Annotated in this window: 18 protein-coding genes and 1 tRNA gene; 7 read left to right on the forward strand and 12 right to left on the reverse strand. The window is 63.1% G+C overall.

Annotation, left to right across the window (positions count from 1 at the left end):
* Positions 1 to 344: 344 nt before the first annotated feature.
* The 4 genes from C0Z18_RS33540 to C0Z18_RS18555 all read right to left on the reverse strand — a co-directional run bounded on the left by C0Z18_RS33540 (position 345) and on the right by C0Z18_RS18555 (position 3016).
* Positions 345 to 755 (reverse strand): hypothetical protein, encoded by a 411-nt coding sequence (locus tag C0Z18_RS33540; protein ID WP_233217383.1) that lies wholly within the window; start codon positions 753 to 755, stop codon positions 345 to 347.
* A gap of 74 nt (positions 756 to 829) precedes the next feature.
* Positions 830 to 1390 carry a hypothetical protein gene (locus tag C0Z18_RS18545; RefSeq protein WP_146014047.1) on the reverse strand — a complete coding sequence of 187 codons (561 nt, stop codon included), beginning with the start codon at positions 1388 to 1390 and terminating at the stop codon, positions 830 to 832.
* 135 nt (positions 1391 to 1525) lie between these two features.
* The gene (locus C0Z18_RS18550) at positions 1526 to 2764 is read right to left on the reverse strand and encodes a tyrosine-type recombinase/integrase (protein ID WP_102646889.1); all 1239 of its coding nucleotides are present in this window, start codon (positions 2762 to 2764) and stop codon (positions 1526 to 1528) included.
* 165 nt (positions 2765 to 2929) lie between these two features.
* Positions 2930 to 3016, reverse strand: a tRNA-Leu gene (locus C0Z18_RS18555).
* A 242-nt stretch (positions 3017 to 3258) separates the two neighbouring features.
* On the opposite strand from C0Z18_RS18555, the gene rnr reads away from it, so the two are divergent.
* Positions 3259 to 5724: a ribonuclease R gene (gene rnr, locus C0Z18_RS18560; protein ID WP_102646890.1), complete on the forward strand. Its 2466-nt coding sequence runs from the start codon at positions 3259 to 3261 to the stop codon at positions 5722 to 5724.
* Positions 5725 to 5850: 126 nt separating this feature from the next.
* Positions 5851 to 6594 (forward strand): 23S rRNA (guanosine(2251)-2'-O)-methyltransferase RlmB, encoded by a 744-nt coding sequence (gene rlmB / locus C0Z18_RS18565; RefSeq protein WP_102646891.1) that lies wholly within the window; start codon positions 5851 to 5853, stop codon positions 6592 to 6594.
* 58 nt (positions 6595 to 6652) lie between these two features.
* On the opposite strand, the gene C0Z18_RS18570 is transcribed toward rlmB, so the two are convergent.
* From C0Z18_RS18570 to C0Z18_RS18600, 7 genes are read right to left on the reverse strand one after another with little or no spacing between them, the layout of a single operon-like run.
* Positions 6653 to 7702 (reverse strand): ABC transporter substrate-binding protein, encoded by a 1050-nt coding sequence (locus C0Z18_RS18570; protein WP_102646892.1) that lies wholly within the window; start codon positions 7700 to 7702, stop codon positions 6653 to 6655.
* Between the two features lie 31 nt (positions 7703 to 7733).
* The gene (locus C0Z18_RS18575; RefSeq protein WP_102646893.1) at positions 7734 to 8852 is read right to left on the reverse strand and encodes an NAD(P)/FAD-dependent oxidoreductase; all 1119 of its coding nucleotides are present in this window, start codon (positions 8850 to 8852) and stop codon (positions 7734 to 7736) included.
* Complete coding sequence (locus C0Z18_RS18580) at positions 8845 to 10347, reverse strand: FAD/NAD(P)-dependent oxidoreductase (protein ID WP_102646894.1); 1503 nt, start codon at positions 10345 to 10347, stop codon at positions 8845 to 8847. The genes C0Z18_RS18575 and C0Z18_RS18580 overlap by 8 nt, the downstream gene beginning before the upstream one ends.
* A complete protein-coding gene (locus C0Z18_RS18585) occupies positions 10344 to 10670 on the reverse strand; it encodes a (2Fe-2S)-binding protein (protein WP_102646895.1) in 327 nt (108 codons plus the stop codon). Before C0Z18_RS18585 ends, C0Z18_RS18580 begins: the two co-directional genes overlap by 4 nt.
* 36 nt (positions 10671 to 10706) lie before the next feature.
* A complete protein-coding gene (locus C0Z18_RS18590) occupies positions 10707 to 11501 on the reverse strand; it encodes an ABC transporter permease (protein ID WP_102646896.1) in 795 nt (264 codons plus the stop codon).
* Positions 11502 to 11516: 15 nt separating this feature from the next.
* Entirely contained in the window at positions 11517 to 12443 is a 927-nt protein-coding gene (locus C0Z18_RS18595; protein WP_408647055.1) for an ABC transporter permease, read from the reverse strand.
* Positions 12436 to 13521 carry an ABC transporter ATP-binding protein gene (locus C0Z18_RS18600; protein ID WP_102646898.1) on the reverse strand — a complete coding sequence of 362 codons (1086 nt, stop codon included), beginning with the start codon at positions 13519 to 13521 and terminating at the stop codon, positions 12436 to 12438. The genes C0Z18_RS18595 and C0Z18_RS18600 overlap by 8 nt, the downstream gene beginning before the upstream one ends.
* A 318-nt stretch (positions 13522 to 13839) precedes the next feature.
* Here C0Z18_RS18600 and C0Z18_RS18605 point away from each other — a divergent pair, with 318 nt between their 5' ends.
* The 4 genes from C0Z18_RS18605 (at position 13840) to C0Z18_RS18620 (ending at position 17076) form a co-directional block, all read left to right on the forward strand.
* Entirely contained in the window at positions 13840 to 14709 is an 870-nt protein-coding gene (locus tag C0Z18_RS18605) for an IclR family transcriptional regulator (protein ID WP_102646899.1), read from the forward strand.
* A gap of 188 nt (positions 14710 to 14897) precedes the next feature.
* Complete coding sequence (locus tag C0Z18_RS18610) at positions 14898 to 15911, forward strand: phospholipase D-like domain-containing protein (RefSeq protein WP_102646900.1); 1014 nt, start codon at positions 14898 to 14900, stop codon at positions 15909 to 15911.
* A gap of 127 nt (positions 15912 to 16038) precedes the next feature.
* Positions 16039 to 16737, forward strand: a complete 699-nt coding sequence (gene rpiA / locus C0Z18_RS18615) for a ribose-5-phosphate isomerase RpiA (protein WP_102646901.1) — start codon at positions 16039 to 16041, stop codon at positions 16735 to 16737.
* Positions 16738 to 16839: 102 nt separating this feature from the next.
* Entirely contained in the window at positions 16840 to 17076 is a 237-nt protein-coding gene (locus C0Z18_RS18620; protein ID WP_102646902.1) for a hypothetical protein, read from the forward strand.
* A 9-nt stretch (positions 17077 to 17085) separates the two neighbouring features.
* On the opposite strand, the gene C0Z18_RS18625 is transcribed toward C0Z18_RS18620, so the two are convergent.
* The gene (locus C0Z18_RS18625) at positions 17086 to 17820 is read right to left on the reverse strand and encodes a Crp/Fnr family transcriptional regulator (protein WP_102646903.1); all 735 of its coding nucleotides are present in this window, start codon (positions 17818 to 17820) and stop codon (positions 17086 to 17088) included.
* A gap of 939 nt (positions 17821 to 18759) precedes the next feature.
* Here C0Z18_RS18625 and C0Z18_RS18630 point away from each other — a divergent pair.
* Positions 18760 to 19476, forward strand: a complete 717-nt coding sequence (locus tag C0Z18_RS18630; RefSeq protein ID WP_102646904.1) for a FadR/GntR family transcriptional regulator — start codon at positions 18760 to 18762, stop codon at positions 19474 to 19476.
* Positions 19477 to 19633: the final 157 nt, after the last annotated feature.

A 19633-nucleotide genomic window follows, 5' to 3' on the forward strand; every position in this document is an offset into this window, starting at 1 on the left:
CGAGCGCGTTGCCGGAGTTCGTGTGACGTGGATTGCTTCTGAGGGGAATTCGACTGGGACGGGACGCACTCCTTCGGACGCGCTGCCGACGTCGTGCTGATTTGGGTGGTCGAGGCCATTGGATTGCTCCGATTCGGTGCACGGAAAGGCAATCCCTGTGTTACCCTTGGCTCGCCTTAACGCGTTGTTGCCTGCTAGCTCAGCTCGTTCATGCGCCCCAGGCCGACCATCTTCACCAGTGGTCGGCTTTTCTTTTTGTGAATTCCGCCCCCCGCTCTGCGGGCCGATATTCAGCTGCGTTTGCGTCGGCCAACGCAGGGGAGGAATCGATCTGACCTCTGGGATTACACCGTCAACGCCAACGCGCGGCGTACCTCGCCGACATTCCAGCGTGTCGACGATCCATATTTCTTCGGCGCGGGGATCAAGCCTTTGGCGGCGTCGCGCCACGTGGACGCGACGGATCGGCCACGAAGCGCAGCTAGACAATAGACATCGATGACGGCGCTATCGGGCAGAGCGTCAAACGTTGCGAGCGTCGCGGGCGGCGGCCGCGAGTGGCCCTTCGTCTTATTTCCGTCTGCTGTTGCCGATTGGTCCGTGCTGCCATCGAGTTGCGCGCGCAACGCACGCACTTCCGCTTGCGAGGCGGCGAGTTCGCGGATCAGCAACGTAAGTACTTCCTCCCGCGGTGCATCGATCTCGGCCATCGGCGACGGACGCGTCGGAAGCGTCTCACCTCTTTCGGTTGCCATCGCATTCACCAGTTTGAGTTGCGATGACGCGAGAATAGAGTTACGACAAGGCCAACGTCACGGCAGAAATTCGTTTATTTTTTGCCGCCCACAGGTCCAAGGGTCCGCTTCGCCATCCGGTAATACAGCTTCACGGCACTGCCGCTAAGTTTCTTGACGCCGGTCTCGCATTTGATTTGTTCGGCGATGCGCTCGAATAGAAGATCATCGATAGGCGGTGGAGCGTCGGATTTTTGCGATTCGAGAATTGCCAGCCACACCGTGAACACCAAGTCGCGTTCTTTGCGGAACGCCGCAGGCTGCCTCCCTTTCGGGAAGGGGTGCCCGAGCGCATCATCCCAGGTATTGGCGTCGCCGTTTTGCACGTCGTCGTAGGCCCGAAGATAGGCTGTCGCCACCCACTCCGGTGGTTCAAGGCGGTGCTGCATGATGAGCGCTATTGCGAGCATAAGCGCCTGGGTGTCGCCGGCCACGAAGTGCGATTCGAGGCGCTTGATGTTCCTAAGCTGCACCCATTGCGCCTGGCACGTGCTGAGCGATGGCGGTTTCACCAAGCCGTGAAGTGCCGCCTCTACTTCAGCCTTATCGTATTCGCGTCGAAACTCATCAAATGTCCAATCCGGATCGATGTGCATGCGACAGCCCTTTAACACGCCCCGTGTGAAGGCCATGCCGCCGCACGGGGACGGTTAGTTGCAAGCGTTCGAAGGTAGCAAAGGCATTATGCGGCAGACAGGCGCAATTCGTCTCAGGTTGACGCATCCAAGCGACTATGCCGCAGGCGGGTGCAACTCGATGACGTTCTTCGTGCCCGCGCGCATCCGGTCAATGTAGTCGGCCCATGCCTGCATAACCCGGCGTCGATCGTCGTCGAACGTGGTTCTGTCGTACGCCTTTTGAACGTCGCCGCGCTTTGCATGCGCGAGTTGAGCTTCGAGCACATCGAGGTCCATGCCCAGGCGCTCGCGGCCGACCGTGCGCAACATGCCGCGAAAGCCATGCGCGGCATGCTTGCCCTGAAAGCCCATCTCTCGAAGCGCTTTGCTCAAGGCATCACGATGCAGGTGCGGCGTTTTCTGCCGGGCAGGGGAGGGAAACACATAGTCGCTGCTGCCGGTCAAGGGACGCAGATTCGCAAGGATCGCCACCGCCTGCATGGGTAGGGGCACGATGTGGTCGTGCTTCATCTTCATGCGCGCCGCCGGCACATGCCACTCGGCGGCGTCAAGATCGATCTCGGCCCAGGGCGCGCCCGCGACCACTCCGGGCCGTAGCCCGGTCAACATGGTTAGTTCCAACGCGGCGCGCGTGATGGGTGAGTTATAGGCATCGATCGCGCGCACCAATGGCCCAATGTCTGAAGGGCGCGTAATGGCGGGAATATGGCCTTTATCGTACTTCGGAACGACGCCACGCAACGCCAACAACTTGCCGTCCTCACGCAAACCACTCTGAATCGCGAACGTGACAATGCCGTTGATGTACTGACGCGCTTTGATCGCGAGAGTCGGCGTGTTATGAGCAATGGATTCGAGTACGGGTTTCACTTCGGCGGTCGCGAGCGTGGCGATCGGACGGTCCTTCAACTCCGGAATCAGGTAATTGTCGATGACGTGTTCGGCCTTACGATGCGTCTCCGATGCCCATTCTTTCTGCTTGAACCCGAGCCACGCGCGCGCGACGATGTGAAATGCTCCCTTGGCGGCTCGTCGAGTTGCCGCCTTGTCGGCTCGGCGTTGCGCTACCGGGTCAATGCCGTCGCGCACCTTGGTGCGTGCCATGGCGGCACGCTCGCGCGCCTCGTTCGGTGTCAGGTCGGCGTAGGGGCCGAGACTGATGAGATTGTCCCGGCCGGTGGCGGGTCGCCGATAACGGAACAACCAGAGCTTCGAGCCGTTGGGTTGAACGAGCAAGGACAGGCCGCCGCCATCGGCGATCTGGTAAGGCTTTTCCCGTGGCTTGGCGCGGCGGAACACTACATCCGATTTCCTCGTGGCGAGCTTCGGCATGTCCGGCTCCCTAAGACTGCGTTATACGCACTGCTATACGCAAAAATCTTAGATTCCATGATACGCCTTTGCCACGGCATGCGACGCCATGAAACAAAAAACCCCGCAGGCATAAGGCTTTGCGGGGTGTTTTGCGTTGGCTTGATTCTCAATGAATCGTGCCTTTGGTGCCCAGGAGAGGACTCGAACCTCCACGATGTTGCCACCGCTAGGACCTGAACCTAGTGCGTCTACCAATTCCGCCACCTGGGCAGGTGTGCGTCTTGCAACAAAGATCGCCATTATAGCGTGCTAGGCTGTGCTGTCAAGCAATTTGCGTCATGCCCCTAAAGCCACTCCCTTAGCGCCCCATTTCGGGCGTCTCGGGCGAGCGCACGTGCGAAAGGGCGTGCAAGGCCCGAGAGGCCGTCGCGCGGCCTTGCGCGGGTGATAGAATGGCGCGAATTGCCGTGTCCTAACATTATCGAGCCAGAACAATCATCGACAAGCGCCCCTTGAGCAAATATCCGTACCCGATCCCCAGCCGCGAGGAAATCCTCGGCGTGCTGCGCACGAGCGAAACGCCGCTCGCCGCCAACGACATTGCCGAGACCCTGTCGATCAAGCGCCAGGAGCGCGAAGGATTCTTCAAGCGCCTCGGTGCCATGGAGCGCGACGGCCAGATCCGGCTCGATAAGCGCGGCTACTATCAGCTCGCCCATCCGTCCAATTTCGTCGCCGGCCGCGTGCAAGGCCATCGCGACGGTTACGGCTTCATCATCCGCGACGACGGCCAAGACGATCTGTTCCTGCCGAACGCGGAAATGCAAAAGGTCATGCACGGCGATCGCGTCCTTGCGCGTATCGTCGGCTACGATCGCCGTGGCCGCCCCGAAGGCCACATCGTCGAGGTCACCGACCGCGCCAACAAGCGCGTGATCGGGCGCCTGCTCAACGAAAACGGCGCCCTGATCGTCGCGCCCGAAGACAAACGTATCAACCACGACATCCTGGTCACGCAAAACACGAAGAAGGCCAAAGTCGGTCAAATCGTCGTCGTCGAGCTGACCGATTTCCCGAGCCGGCATTCGCAGCCGCTCGGCCGAGTGGTTGAAGTGCTCGGCGATATCGACGATCCCGGCATGGAAATCGAAATCGCCGTGCGCAAGTACGGCGTGCCGCACGAATTTTCCGACGCCGCGATCGCGCAAGCCGCCGGGTTGCCCGATGAAGTGCGCCCGGTCGATATTCGCCATCGCGTCGATCTGCGCGATGTGCCGCTCGTCACGATCGACGGCGAAGACGCCCGCGATTTCGACGACGCCGTCTACTGCGAGCCCACGACGGTCGGGCGCGGCGAGGGCTTCCGGCTCATCGTGGCGATCGCCGACGTCTCGCATTACGTCAGGCCCGATAGCGCGCTCGATACCGATGCGGTCGAGCGCAGCACCTCCGTTTATTTCCCGCGCCGCGTCATCCCGATGCTGCCGGAGAAACTCTCGAACGGCCTGTGCTCGCTCAATCCCGAGGTCGATCGATGCGTGCTCGTCTGCGACATGCTGATCACGGCGCGCGGCGAAATCAAGGCATATCAGTTCTATCCGGGCGTGATGCATTCGGCCGCGCGGCTCACGTACACGGAAGTGGCCGCTGTCCTCTCGAATACGAAGGGCCCGGAAGCGGCACGGCGCGCGGCGCTTGTCCCGCAGTTGCAAAATCTGTACGGCGTTTTCAAGGCATTGTTCGCCGCACGTCAAAAGCGCGGCGCGATCGACTTCGATACGACCGAAACCTATATCGTCTGCAACGCGCAAGGCAAGATCGAACAGATCCTGCCGCGCCAGCGCAACGATGCGCACAAGCTCATCGAAGAATGCATGCTCGCGGCGAACGTCTGCGCGGCGGACTTCATGAAGCGCAACAAGCATCCGGGGCTTTACCGCATTCACGCGGGGCCCACCGCCGAAAAGCTCGAAAACTTGCGCACGTTCCTGCGCGGTATGGGCCTTAGCCTCGGCGGCGGCGAAACGCCTCACGCAAGCGATTACGCGGCGCTGATGGCGCAAATCCGTGACCGGCCCGATGCGCAAATGCTGCAAACGATGTTGTTGCGTTCGATGCAGCAAGCGGTCTACAGCCCCGATAACATCGGCCACTTCGGTCTCGCTTACGATGCGTACGCGCATTTCACGAGCCCGATTCGGCGATACCCCGATCTGCTGACGCATCGGGCGATCTACGCGATCTTGTCCGGCACGAAGTATCGGCCCGAAGCACCGAACGGCGTCGCGCTGAACACGGCACTGTCGCCGCGCGCTCGCGCGATGCAGCAGGCCGACGAGCAAACGCGTCCGCGCTCGCGGGAAAACACCGCGATCTGGGAAGAACTGGGCTTGCATTGTTCGGCCAACGAGCGGCGCGCCGACGAAGCGTCGCGCGACGTCGAAACGTGGCTCAAGTGCTACTTCATGCGCGATAAGCTCGGCGAGGAATACGGCGGGATGGTCAGCGGCGTGACCTCGTTCGGCATCTTCGTCCAACTCGATTCGCTGTTCATCGAGGGGCTCGTGCACGTCACCGAACTCGGCTCGGATTATTTCCAGTACGACGAGATCAAAAACGAGTTGCGCGGCGAACGCACGGGTATTCGCTATCGCTTGTCCGATCGCGTGCGCGTGCAGGTGAGCCGCGTCGATCTCGATGCGCGCAAGATCGACTTCCGGCTCGTGCGCGACACGCCCGTGAAAGCGGCCGGCAGCACGCGCGCCGCACCGGTTCGCCCCGTCGGGGAGCCCGAGACGTCGGGGCGCGGGCCCCGCGTGCGTGCGCTGCCGCAAGCGGAGGACGTCCGGCGTAAGAAGGCGGCGCCGGCCAAGTCGCCGGCCGTCGTCGAAGCGCGCGCCGCTCGAGCACAAGCGGCCAAGAAGCGCGGCGCGGCCACGAAGGGAGCACCGAAAGCGCGCGTGCGGAAGAAGGGCTGACCGCCGGTGTTCGACTCGCGGCGCCGCTCGGTGGCGCCGCGACGTTTTTTTCTGGGCACAGCGAGCGCATCGCGCCGCTGTGCTTTCGCCTTTTTAGGCTCGATGTTATACCGATTCGATTTTGCTATGGCACGTCTCAAGGTTTTGTACGGCTTTCATGCGGTGACCGCGCGCTTGCGGCACGATGCGTCCACGGTCGAGGAAGTGTTTTACGACGCTACGCGGCGCGATCGTCGTATGCAGGAGTTTCTGCAAACGGCCAAGGAAGCCGGCGTGCGTTTGATCGCGGCCGACGAAACGCGGCTATGGGGGCTCGCACATACGGAGCGCCACCAAGGCGTCGTTGCGCGCGCAACGGATCTGCCGCTTGCGCAAAATCTCGCGGAACTGCTCGACGGCATCGACGGCCCGGCACTGTTGCTCGTGCTCGACGGCGTGACCGATCCGCACAATCTCGGCGCGTGCCTACGCGTGGCGGACGGCGCGGGAGCGCATGCGGTCATCGCTCCGCGCGATAAGGCGGTGGGCTTGAACGCCACCGCTGCCAAGGTGGCCAGCGGCGCGGCCGATACGGTGCCTTACATCACGGTCACGAATCTGGCGCGCGCGCTGCGCGAACTGAAGGACGCCGGCGTGTGGATCGTCGGTACCGCCGGAGACGCGCAAGCCACCGTTTATGAAACGAAGCTCGACGGCCCCGTCGCGATCGTCATGGGCGCGGAAGGCGAGGGCATGCGCCGCTTGACGCGCGATACCTGCGACGAAGTGATGCGCATCCCGATGGCCGGCACGGTAGAAAGCTTGAACGTCTCGGTGGCGAGCGGGGTGTGCTTGTTCGAAGCGGTGCGCCAGCGCACGATCAAGGCCTGAGCGACGATCCCGGCGCGTTGCACGCGCCGGCCGTCTTGCCTCGTAGATTCGTAGGCGCTTATCGCTCGATTTGCTGATTCCAGCGGGTATCCCACTGCGCGCGATGCGCGTTGATCGCGTTCCAATCGACTACCGTCACCTTGTGAACGAGGTCGTCGATATTGCCGAGGCTTTGCTGCATCGACGCCGGCATTTTGGCGAGACGATTCGTCGGGATTTGCTTGCCGGCTTCAGCGGCTTTCTCTTGCGCCGGGGCCGATAGCAAGAACTGCGCGAGCTTTTGCGCGAGCTGATCGTCGGGGTTGTTCTTGACGACGCACACGTCGACGAGCAGCAGCACCGGACCTTCCTTCGGGTTCACATACGCGACGGGCAAGCCCTTGTCCTGCAAGTCGGCGACGCCGGTCGGCGTAAGCGGGAACAGCGCCGCTTCTCCCGTTTGCACCATCTCCGAGATCTTGGCCGAATTCGGAATGTATTCGACCACGTTCGGGCCCACGGTGCTCGGCCACTTCGTGAACGCGGGCTCGACGTTTTGTTCGCTGCCGCCCCAGATGCGATTCAGCGCAAGCAGTCCGTGCAGGCCGAACGTGCTGCTCGAGGCCGATTGGAAGACGACCTTGCCTTTGTATTTCGGATCGGCGAAGTCGAGCCAGGACGTAGGCGATGCCCAGCCTTTCTCGGCGAATAGCTTTTTGTTGTAGGCGATGCCCGTCATGCCGAGCTGCACGCCCGCACCGACGTCGTCCTTCATCCGCGCGAACGGATAAAGCTCCTTGAGCACCGGCGAATCTTCGAGCTTCTCGCACACGCCGAGACTGACGGCACGTGCCATCACCCCGTCGTCGAGGAAGGCGACATGCACTTGCGGGTGGGCGCGGTTGGCGAGCAGCTTCGCCAAGATATCCGACGAAGTGCCGGGTACCACGGTCACTTGCACGTTGTTCGCCTTTTCGAACGCCGGCAGGACTTGGCTCGTATAGGCCTTCTCCATTGGCCCGCCATTCATGCCGATGTAGATCGTTTTCGATTGCGCCCAGGCTGCGGGGGCGGCCAGCGTCATACCGGCCACTATGGCAGCGGCCGAGAGAGTGCGGAAAACTTTCATTCAGGTCTCCTAATGATTGAACAGCGAAGCGTCATGCGGGCACGGCCGAGAAGCGGTTGACGTCGAACGCGTCGAGCGGCGTCTCGGTGGCGCCGTCGAACACGAGATCGGCGAGTACCTCGCCGACGCCGGGTGCGAGCAAAAACCCGCCGCCGGAAAAACCGAATGCATGCAATAAGCGCGGCACCGCGCGGCTCGGTCCGATGACGGGATTGTGGTCGGGCGTGCAGCCCTCCACACCGCTCCAGGTCCGGATGAGCAGGGCGTCGCGTAGGGCGGGCAGCAGGGCGCACGCGTCGCGCATGACCGCTCGCGTCGTGTCCGATGACGGTTGCGCGAACTCGCCGTCGCCGTGACCGCGTCCGCCGCCGATCACACAGTTGCCGCGCTCCACTTGCCGCGCATAGATGCCGCCGCCGAAGACGCCGAGGTTATGGTCGAGAAAATGCGGCAACGGCTCGGTGACCCACATGTTCGGGTAGATGGGCTTCATGGGCACGGCGTCGCCGAAGCGCTCCGCGAGCGCGAGGCCCCACGCGCCGGCCGCATTGATGAGCCAGTCGCTTTCGAACGTCGCGTCGGCCGTGCGCAGCGAGAAGCGCTTGCCGTCGAAATGCGCGTGCGTCAACGCGCTGTGCTCGAGCACGAGCGCGCCGGCTTGCCGGGCTGCGCGCGCGAACGCGGGCGAGACGAGCCGCGGATTCGCATGGCCATCGCTCGCGCACAGCGAGCCGCCGAGCGCGGCCGCGCCGAGCCACGGGTAGCGTTGCCTAAACGCCGTGCCCGACATCAACCGCAGCGCCAAGCCATGCTGCGCGGCCATCTGCGCATAGGCTTCGAGGCCCGCGAGATCGGCCTCGCTGCGCGCCAGGCGTAAATGCCCCGAAACGATGAATTCGCCATCGGTGCCGATGTGCCGAGGCAGGTCGTCCCAGATTCGTCTTGCGCGCATCGCCAGCGGCAACTGCTCGGCGGGGCGGCCTTGGCAGCGAACGCCGCCGTAGTTCACGCCGCTCGCTTGCGCGCCGCAGTAATGCCGCTCGAGCAGCAGCACGCGCATGCCTTTGCGCGACAGCGCGAGCGCGCTCGAGGCGCCGACGAGTCCACCGCCGACGATCGCCACATCGAAGTGCCGTGCCGTTTCATTCATCGCGCGCGTCCTCGGGCACGGCTGCCACGCGCTCGTCGCAAAGCGCGGCCGCGAGCGGGATGGGTTTGATCGGCGCCTGGGCGCGCAGGCGTCCGAGCGCCTCGGGCGGCAGACGCGTTTCGTGGGCGAGCAGCGCGGCTGCCGCATCGCCGCACATGCGCCCCTGGCAGCGTCCCATGCCGACACGGGTCAGCGCTTTGAGTCGATTGATTTCCTGCGCCGCGCCGGAACGAATGCATTGGCGAATCGAGCCCGCATCGATTTCCTCGCAGCGGCATACCGTCATCGCATCGGGCCACGCGCCCGCGCATTCGACGGGGGTGCGAAACGCCGATTCGAGCCCGGCGCGAAACGTGGCCGTGCGTTGCTGCGCGCGTCGCACAGACCCCGCTGCGTCGACGCGCGGCATGCGGCGTTCGCGCGTTGCCTCGCGGTCCATATCATCGAGCACCGCGAGAGCGGCAAGACGTCCCGTGCGCTGCGCGGCATCGGCCCCCGCGATGGCGGCTCCGTCGCCGGCGACGTAGATCCCGCGCACCGAGGTGCGGCCGGCTTCATCGCGCTCGGGAAGCCAGCACCGGTTGATCGCGTCGTAGTAAAACCGGCATCCCGCGATATCGGCGAGCTGGGTCTCCGGACGCAGACCGAAGCCGTAACCGACGGCATCGCACTCGAGCGTATGCAGGCGGTCATCGTTCGTCGCGCGCGGGCTTGCGCCGCTACGCCAAGCGATACCGGTGGTCTGCCCTTCGCCGAGCACGCCTTCGAGCGACACACCGCGCTCGATCCGGACGCCGTGCGCGCGCAGCCAGCCGACGTAATAGAGGCCCTTGGCCAGTATCGACGGCTGCGCCATGAGCTTGGGCAACGCAGCGGCTTGCGCCTCGATGGGGCTCGTATCGAGCACGGCGAGCACGCGGGCGCCGGCCTTCGCGTATTGATAGGCGACGAGGTACAGCAAGGGCCCGGTACCGGCAAAGACGACCCGTCTGCCGATCGCACAGCCTTGCGCCTTCAACGCGGTTTGCGCGGCACCCAGCGTATAAACGCCGGGCAGCGTCCAACCGGGCATCGGCAATATACGATCCGTCGCGCCGCTTGCGACGATCAAGTGCGTGAACGGCACGTTCTGTTCGCGCGTGGCCCGCAGCGTCGCCAAATGGCCCACGAGCGCGCTCGAGCGGCCCGGCCTTTGCTCGGCGTGCGCATAGACTTCGCACGCCCAGGCGAGCGTGTGAGGCCGGTAGTCCAGGTGCGGCAATAAGCTGGCCATGGCGGCATGCAGCGCCGTGGCTTTGCGGGCTTCGAAGCCGTACAGTTCGCGCGGCTCGCGCCGAAAACCGGCCCCGTCGGGCGGCTGACGATAGATCTGACCGCCCCAGCGCGCATTCTCGTCGAGCACGATCGGATGCACGCCTTCGGCGACGAGCGCCTCGGCCGCCCGTATGCCCGCGGGGCCGGCGCCGACGATCACCACTTTCGCTTCATTCGTCATCGAGCGTGCTCTGCATCGGTGCTGCTCGTGCCGGGCACGCGCGTGAGCAAACGCATGCCGGCTTCGATACCGGTCGTGCACGCGCGCAATCGTTGGCCGTCCTCGGTGCGAATCCAGCAGTCCTGGCACGCGCCGATCAAACAAAATCCGGCGCGCGGCTCGCCTGTGAAGTCGGACGCGCGCAGCGCCCCGCGTACGGTGAGAATGGCGGTCAACACCGTGTCGCCTTCGAGCGCGCGGGCGGGCGTGCCGTCGAGCGAGAAGAAGACGGGGGCGCGGTCGATTTCGGCTAAGCGCACCCACTGTCCTTCGTCATGGCGCATGGTTCGGTGTCCTAAATGCGAAGGGGAGCGTCGGGATCAATGCTGGCCGATCAGAATGCGGTTTAATCCGTAGATGCGATCGAGCAGCAGCATGGCGCCGGCCGTGATGAAGATGACGAGCGTCGATACGGACGCCATCATGGGATCGATCGATTCGGTCGCGTACATATACATGCGCACCGGCAGCGTGACCGTTTGCGGCGAGGTGACGAAGATCGACATCGTCAGTTCGTCGAAGCTATTGATGAACGCGAGCAGCCAGCCGCCCGTGATGCCGGGCACGATCATGGGCAGCGTCACGCGCCGAAAGCTCGTCCAGGCGTCGGCCCCCAACGATTGCGCGGCATGTTCCACACTGCGGTCCAAGCCGGTCGCGGCGGCCAGCACGAGCCGCAGCACGAACGGGGTGACGATGACGGTATGGGCGAGCGCGAGCCAGGCGAACGAGCCGGTCGCGCCAATCAGCGCGAAAAATCGCAATAGCGCGATGCCCAGCACGAGCCCCGGAATGACGAGCGGCGAAAGCAACAACGCGTTCAAAAAATCGCGGCCCGGAAAGCGCGCTCGCGCGATCGCCAAGCCGGCCGGCAAGGCGATGGCGAGCGAGAGCGTGGCCGAGGTGAACGCAAGCTTCAGACTCGTGAAGAAGGCCGAAATGAAGTCGGGGTACTGCAAGATGGCGCGGAACCATCGCAGCGATAAGCCGTGCGTGGGCAGCGTCAATGTTTCGTCGGGCGTGAACGCGACGAGCACGACGATGATGAGCGGAGCCAGCACGAACGCGATGACGAGCGTGTGGAAGGCGAGAGCGAAAGGGCCGTTGCGTCGCATGAGGATATCCTTCGCTCAACCCATCGCCCGGCCGTAACGGCGCTCGAGCACTCGGTAATAGGTGAGCATGATGACGAGGTTGGCGGCCAGCAGCAGCAAGGCGATCGTGGCGCCGAGAGGCCAATTGAGCGAGCCGAGAAACTCGTCGTAGACCGCGGTGGCAGCCACTTTCAAACGCCTTCCGCCGAGCAGGCCCGGGATCGCGAACGCGCTTGCCGAGAGCCCGAACACCATCAAACTGCCCGAGAGCACGCCGGGCATGATTTGCGGCAGGACGATGCGGCGCAGCGTCGTGGCGGGCGACGCCATCAACGAAAGGGCGGCTTGCTCGGTTTGCGGGTCGAGCTTTTGCAGCGACGTCCAGACCGGAATGACCATGAACGGCAGCATGACGTGCACGAGCGCGATGACGATCGCGAAATTCGTGTATTCGAGCTTGTAAGGCCCGAGGCCGAAGAGGGCGAACGCTTGATTGACGACGCCGGCCGTGCCGAGCAACATGCTCCAGCCGAACGCACGGACGACGACGGACACGAGCAGCGGCGCGAGGATCACCAGCAAGAATGCCGAGCGCCACGGGTCGCGCATCTTCGATAGCACGTAGGCCTCGGGCGCGCCGATGGCCGCGCATAAAACGGTCGTGATGGCCGCGATCCCGAACGTGCGCAAAAAGATCGTTTGGTAGTAGGGCGAACTCAGGACGTTCAGGTAGTTGCCGAATTGGAATGCGGCGATCGGCCCGACCGAGGGATCGAACCGGTAGAACGTCAAGACGAACGTCATGGCGAGCGGCACGAGCACGAGCGCGGCGAATAGCGCGAGCGCCGGCGCGCACAGTAGCCACATCGGGGCATAGGCTCGCCACATCGAGCGGCGAGCGGTATTCGCGGCTTGCCGTCGCGATGCTCGCGGCGCACCTGCTTCTAGCGTTGCGTTAGGCATGGTGGACATCCCTTCCCACTAAGCGCACGGCTTCCCGTTTCCAATCGATGCCGACGGTCTCGCCTTCCGCGATGGGCTCGTCGCCTTCGTTCTGACAGCACACGAGTACTTCGCCGAGGCGGCAGTCCACGCGGTACAGCCATTGGCTGCCGAGGAAGAATCGGCTCGTGACCGTCGCGGACACCCGGCCGTTTCCGGACACATCGAGGCGTACTTTTTCGGGGCGAATGCAAACCGTCACGGCGTCGCCGATCGCGACGCTCTCGCCGTGCGGGTGCAATGGCCGTCCGACCTCGATGCGATCGGCCCCGATCGTCACGTGCAGGTTCGCATCGTCGTGCGCGACGACGGTGCCCGAAAACAGATTGGCCTTGCCGATGAATTCGGAGACGAAGCGATTTTCCGGGCGCTCGTAAGCGCGGTAAGGCGTGTCGACTTGAGTGATGCGGCCCGCCTCCATCACGACGACGCGATCACTGATGGACAGCGCCTCCGACTGGTCGTGCGTGACCATGATCGTCGTCGTGCCGACACGCCGTTGAATGGCTCGGAGCTCGAATTGCATCTCCTCGCGCAGCTTGGCATCGAGGTTCGACATGGGTTCGTCGAGCAGCAGGACCGGCGGCGCGATGACGATGGCGCGCGCGATGGCGACGCGTTGACGCTGCCCCCCCGAAAGCTCGCGCGGAAAGCGATCGGCCAGCGCGTCGAGGCGCACGAGAGAGAGCGCTTCGCGCACGCGCGTTTCGCTTTCGGCCTTGCCGACGCGGCGCATGTCGAGCCCGAAGCGCACGTTTTGCGCGACGGTCATGTGCGGAAACAGCGCGTAGCTTTGAAAGACGATGCCGAGGCCGCGCTGATTCGGCTTCATGTCGGTGATGTCGCGCCCGTCCAGCACGATGCGTCCGGTGCTCGCCTGGACGAAGCCCGCGATCATCTGCAACGTGGTGGTTTTTCCGCAGCCCGACGGACCGAGCAACGACACGAATTCGCCTTTTTCCACCGAGAGATTGAGATCGGCGACGGCATGCAGGTTGCCGAACGACTTCGAAACGTCGGCAAGCGTGAGAAACGACATGGTTCGGCTCCCGTGCCTGATAGGTGCGCCTTCGCGATGCGCAGGGGCATCGGGGCATCAGGCTGAGGCGATTCTGTCCAGCCATATAGACCGAGTCAATTTAGAATTCCGGTCAACGATAGGAAAATCCAAAAAATTCCGGTCAATGGAATGACCGTGCGTCGATATCGCACATACCTTTCATCGTGTGCATTGAGGGTTATCCCTCGGCATGTGCGCGTCGTGGGCGCTCCGCTAGGAAAGCTGAGATACTGCGCGGGCAATCGATGGAGTCGAAGATATTCCACTGATTAGAACCTGAGGATGGAGGATGGTCGAATGAGCGGGGCAACAACGCAAGAAGACGAGATCAAGAGCGGCGACGAGCAGGGGGATGCCCCCGGCGCGGGAATGCTGCCGCGGGCGTTCGCGCTGGTGCGCGCGCTGGCGTCGCATCAAGCGAGCGGCGCGCGGGTCACGCAACTGGCGAAGATGGTCGGGCTCACGCAGGGCACGACGCACCGCATCTTGCGCGCGCTGATCGTCGAGGGCGTGGTCGAACAGGACGAACGCTCCAAGCTGTATCGGCTCGGCGTCGATTTTTTCGCGCTGGCGGCGCAGGCGGGAAACCCCGGCGGCATGCGAATGTTGTGCCGTCCCGCATTGCTTAGGCTTTGCGCGAGTTTGGGAGAAACCATCTTTTTGCTCGCGAAAAGCGGCTTCGACGCGGTATGTCTCGATCTGTGCGAAGGCCCGTTCCCCATTCGCTCGTTTACGAACGACGTGGGTGGCCGCATCGCCCTGGGGGTGGGACAGGGCAGTCTGGCAATTCTCGCGTTCCTCCCCGAGGCAGAGCGCGAAGAGATCATTCGCTTCAACGTGCCGCGTATTCGTGGTCATGGCGTGCTCGACGAGGTCTATCTGCGCACGGAGATCGAACGCGTGCGGCAGCTCGGTTACGCCGCGCGCAACAGCGGGGTGCTCGAAGGCATGGCCGGGGTCGCCGTGCCGATCCTCGACCGCACCGGAACGGCGGTGGCGGCATTGAGCGTCGGCACGCTTTCGTCTCGCCTCGGCGACGACCGGTTGCCGATGGTCGTGGAGCTGCTGAAGCGTCAAGCGGATTCGATCGGTCCGCTGACCAATCCATTCGACGTGGCGCTCAAACGGCGTCCGGCGCCTGGGCTCGGTGCTGCGCTCGGCGCATAGGCGATTCGCGTCACCATTATTGGTAGGGCTGAATATTTATTATCGATTTATATATGGAGTTAAATGCGGATCGCAAAAATAAAGCGATCGCCGGAATTGAGATGATTTTGAAAGGCGGGTGTTAATCGCGATAAGGTAAAGACCAGTCGGTACCTGCCGGGGAAATCTCAAATTTCTGGAGGTCACTCATGAAGCGAATCATATTGAAAGCGCTGCTTGGCGCTTGCGCATTGACCGTGTACGCCAACGTCGCGGGCGCCGCCGCAACGGCGGCTCCGACGCTCATAACCGAACCCGACCAAGGCTTGGCGCCTGTTTATACGCTGATGCAGTCGGCGACGAGCACGCTCGACATGACCATGTACGAACTCGTCGATACACAGGCCGAGGATATTCTCGTCCAGCTTGCGGCCAAGGGCGTGGCGGTGCGGGTGATCCTCGATCAGAACCTCGAATCGCGCAACAACCAAAGCGCGTACGACTATCTGAGCCAAAACGGTGTGAACGTCGTCTGGGCGAACCCCGCTTATTCGGCGACCCATGAAAAAGCGATCGTCGTCGACGGTCAAACGGCCGCCGTCATGACGCTCAACCTCACGAGCCGCTATTACGCCACCTCGCGCGATTTCGCCGTCATCGATCACGATGCGAACGATGTCGCCGCCATCGAGACGACGTTCAACGCCGACTTCGCGAACGATGCCGTCACGCCGCCGACCGGGGACGATTTGGTTTGGAGTCCTACCAATTCGACGGCGGCGCTCCTCTCGGTCATCCATTCCGCCACGAGTACGCTGCAGATCGAAAACGAGGAGATGGGCAACTCGATGATCGTGACGGCGCTCGTCAACGCCGCCCATCGCGGCGTGCAGGTGCAGGTGACGATGACCTACAACTCGAAATACGTCAGCAACTACGACAAGCTCAGCGCCGCGGGCGTACTCATCGCCACTTACGATCCGAACGCCTCGCTGTATATCCATGCGAAAGCGATCGTCGCCGACTACGGTACGTCGAGCGCCGAAGCCTTCGTCGGCTCGGAAAACTTTTCGGTGGCTTCGCTTACGCGCAATCGCGAACTGGGGCTCGTGACCCAAGACCCGTCGGTCATAGCATCGCTCGCTTCGGTGTTGCAATCGGACTTCCGCGGCGGCACGCTTTACGGTAGCGGTGCCGGCTCGACGCAATCGCCGTTCCTCTGATGCCGGCATTGGAGCGTCGTTGATACGCTGGAGCAGGGCGCTCGCCCACGCATGAATGACCGAATTGCGATGCGCGGGCGCGACTCCGGTAAACTCACGCCTTTCGCCCGCATTTTTTCCTCGCGCCATGACTCAAGACGAACTCAAGCGATTGGTCGGCCAAGCCGCCGCCGATTATGTCAATGCCAACGTGGCCGAAGGTGCCGTCATCGGCGTCGGAACCGGCTCCACCGCGAATTGTTTCATCGATGCGCTCGCGGCCCAAAAGCACCGCTACCGCGGCGCCGTATCGAGCTCGGTCGCCACGACGGCACGGCTCGAGCAGCACGGCATCAAGGTGTTCGATCTGAACGAAGTCGAATCGCTGCCTGTTTATGTGGACGGCGCCGACGAAATCGATCCGAAAGGCGCCATGATCAAGGGCGGCGGCGGAGCGCTCACGCGTGAGAAGATCGTCGCCTCGGTGGCCGAGGTGTTCGTTTGCATCGCCGATGCGTCCAAACGCGTGCCTGTGCTGGGCGGGTTTCCCCTACCCGTCGAGGTTCTTCCGATGGCGCGCACGGCCATCGGCCGCCGGCTGACGGCGTTGGGCGGCGTGCCCGTGTTGCGCGTGAACGCGCAAGGCGCGCCCTATATCACCGACAACGGCAATGAAATTTTGGACGTCAAACATCTGGCGATCCACGATCCGTGCGCGCTCGAAGCCCAAATCAATGCCTGGCCCGGTGTCGTCACCGTGGGCCTGTTCGCGAGCCGCGGCGCGGACTTTTGCTTGCTCGGATCGGACGAGGGCGTGCAAACGCTCGACTATCGCTCGAACGCCTAAAGGGTGGATCGTTTTTTGCCATAGTACCCGGTATCCGGTAGATAGGCTGCCGAGCGACGCAGGGTACGGCGGCGCACCACACGTTTGAGGATTGATCCAATCATGCAACGCGAACTGAGGCAGGCCCTCGATACGGCCTATTCGCGGTTGAAAGACGGCCGGGCGGAGCCGGCCGCGTTCGCGAGCAACTACGCGCTGGGGCTCGGCATCGTCGTGGGCGGACAAGCCTGCGGCGCAATGACGGAGCAGGAAGCGGCGGGCGAGCGGGCCCATCTGGGCATGCTCGCCGTTTTGTTCGAAGTGCAAGCGCGGATTCGAAGCGGCTCCGACGCGCATTGAGCGCGCTGCTCAGCCGACCGTATTTTGTTGATGCAGGCTCGGCAGCAGGCGGTCGAACTCGCGCTTGACGAGCCCGTAGCACTCGCACGCGCGCGCCTCGAGGCCCTTGCGGTCGAGCACTTTGATGTGCCCGCGGCTGTGATGGATCAGCCCTTGGTCGTGCAGCTTGCCGGCAGCCTCGGTGATCCCTTCGCGCCGCACGCCGAGCATATCGGCGATCAACTGCTGCGTCACGGCCAACTCGTCGGTCGCGGCCCGATCGATTTCGATCAAGAGCCAACGGCATAGCTGCTTGCTCAGCGAATGATGGCGATTGCAAGCCGCCGTTTGCGCCACTTGCGTCAGCAAAGCCTGCATATAAAGCAGCATCAGCCGGCGCAGCAAATCGGAACGCGCGATTTCTTGCTTGAGCTGCTGCGCGCTCATGCGGTAGGCGAAGCCCGAGCATTGCACCTGCACTCGGCTGGGCATCGTCTCCCCGCCCGTCAACACCTGTACGCCCGTCATGCCTTCGCGTCCGACGGCGGCCAGCTCGACCGAGCCGCCGTCTTCCATCATCGAGAGGATCGAAATGATGGCCGTCGTCGGGAAATACACGTGATGGATCTTATGGCCGCAGTCGCAAAGCAGTTGCTCCGTGCGCAGATGGACCAATTCAAGGTGCGGCGTCAGCGCCTGCCATTCGTGCGACGGCAGCGCGCCGAGCAGGTGATTGCCGTGAAGGTCGGATTGTAGCGTCAACATGATCGGTCCTCGTTCGCTTGCCGCCTCGCGCTCCCTTGCACGTGCTCTTGCGGCTTGTTCGTTACTTGGCTGACGAAGCTCGGGCGACGAGGATCGCACTATCGACTGATGATCCTCGTACGTCCCGGCGTCGTTTCGGCCTCTCTCCCTGGCCGGTGCGCCGTCTGTGCGGCAGCGCTCGGTTGCGCCCCCTGCTGCGAGGATCGTGCCAAGCCCGGTGCCAATGGGGCCTCGCCCGGTGCGGACGTGGCCCTGCCGGGCGCTATGTGCGCTACCCCCGCTTTTTGTTTCAAATCTGGACATCCGTCCGGGCCTCGTTCGTGTTGCAGAGCACGTTCAAGTAGTCCCGCCAAATGCTTGATCGGCTTGGAGTTCGATGCGATGAGACATGGGCGGCGAGAGGCGGTTGCCCGCGCGCAGGGCCCTTTTCGAGGGCAGTGGGCATGGCTTGCAGCCGCAAAACGCCCCCCGCCGTAAATGAGTCATTGTTGAGACATGGCCAAAACGCCGTGTCGTTGCGTGATTTCCCCAATGGCCAATGAACTGATCGATGTGAGTGCGATGGCGAACGGTATTACGGTTGCGAGCGACGTACCGTGCAGCCATGGCGATTCGTCGTATGTTGTTTCGGACAACGAAACGTTTCGCTTATGGTCGAATGTATCGAGGACGTGAGCTAGGTCAAGGTTCGGTTCTTATGCTCGCGAAATTATGCAGGTATCCGAAATAAAGGGGAGCGCGCCGTCGCGACGCCCAGGCACGCGGATCGATTCCGTGCGGGGCACGCGCCGATTTCGTCAGAGGGATAACCCTGTTCAGGCGTTTCCCAATGGCGCAACGCGACGGATCGAAGCACCGTAACGCTTACCGGCCGAGGTTTGGCGGGAGGTGCGCAATGGATCAGGCAAAGAAGCGTCGCAGGGCGCATCGGGGGGACTTATGGAGCAGGGCAAAGATCGTTCGCTGGTGAGCAAGGTCATGGACGGGCTCGTCAGCGGGATCGTCGAAGAAAAATACGGCGCGATCTTGCCGCCGCAGGACGTGCTATCGAAAGAGTTCGACGTGAGCCGGACGGTCATGCGCGAAGCGCTCTCGATGCTCCTTGCGCGCGATATGCTCGACGTTCGGCCCAAGGTGGGCACACGGATTCGGCCGATGCGCGACTGGCGCATGATCGACGAGGACGTCGTGAATTGGCGCTTTCGAGCCAAGCCCGATCCGCAATTCATGCGCGACGTGATCGAGTTTCGTATGTTGATCGAGCCGCGCGCCGCGGCGCAGGCCGCTTCGCGCGCAAGCGTCTCGGAAGTGGCCTCGATCCGCGAGGCGTTTGAAGTGTTTAAAACGCTGGCGCCCGGCGATGCGGGCTACCAAGCCGCCGACGAACTGTTGCATACGCGCATCGTCCATGCGAGCGGCAACCAGTTCTTCCAACAGATGGCGGCCATCATTCGCGGCGCGTTGTCGGCCACGCACCCCATGCTCAGTCAAAAGCCGGGAGCGTGGGAGATCTCCGTGCGCACGCATGAGCGGCTCGTCGAGGCGGTCGAGCGTCGAGATCCGAAGGAAGCCGAAGCGGCGGCGCTGGCCGTGATCGACTTTGCGGCGGATGAAATCAGTCGAGAGTTTTCGGTGGAAATGCCGAACCGGAGATGATCGTTCGTGCATCGCACGCAAGGCCGGCGCCATGATGCGCCGGTCTTTTCATTTGAGGCAAGGATTCGTCGATTCTTTCGTTTCGGCAAAGTAGAACGCATCGCAATCGTGCCCGTCTTATGATGGCGGGCGTTCCGGTCAGGGACGCAAGCGTGTC

This window comes from Trinickia dabaoshanensis, from assembly GCF_002879885.1.
In the GTDB taxonomy this organism is placed as follows: Bacteria; Pseudomonadota; Gammaproteobacteria; order Burkholderiales; family Burkholderiaceae; genus Trinickia; species Trinickia dabaoshanensis.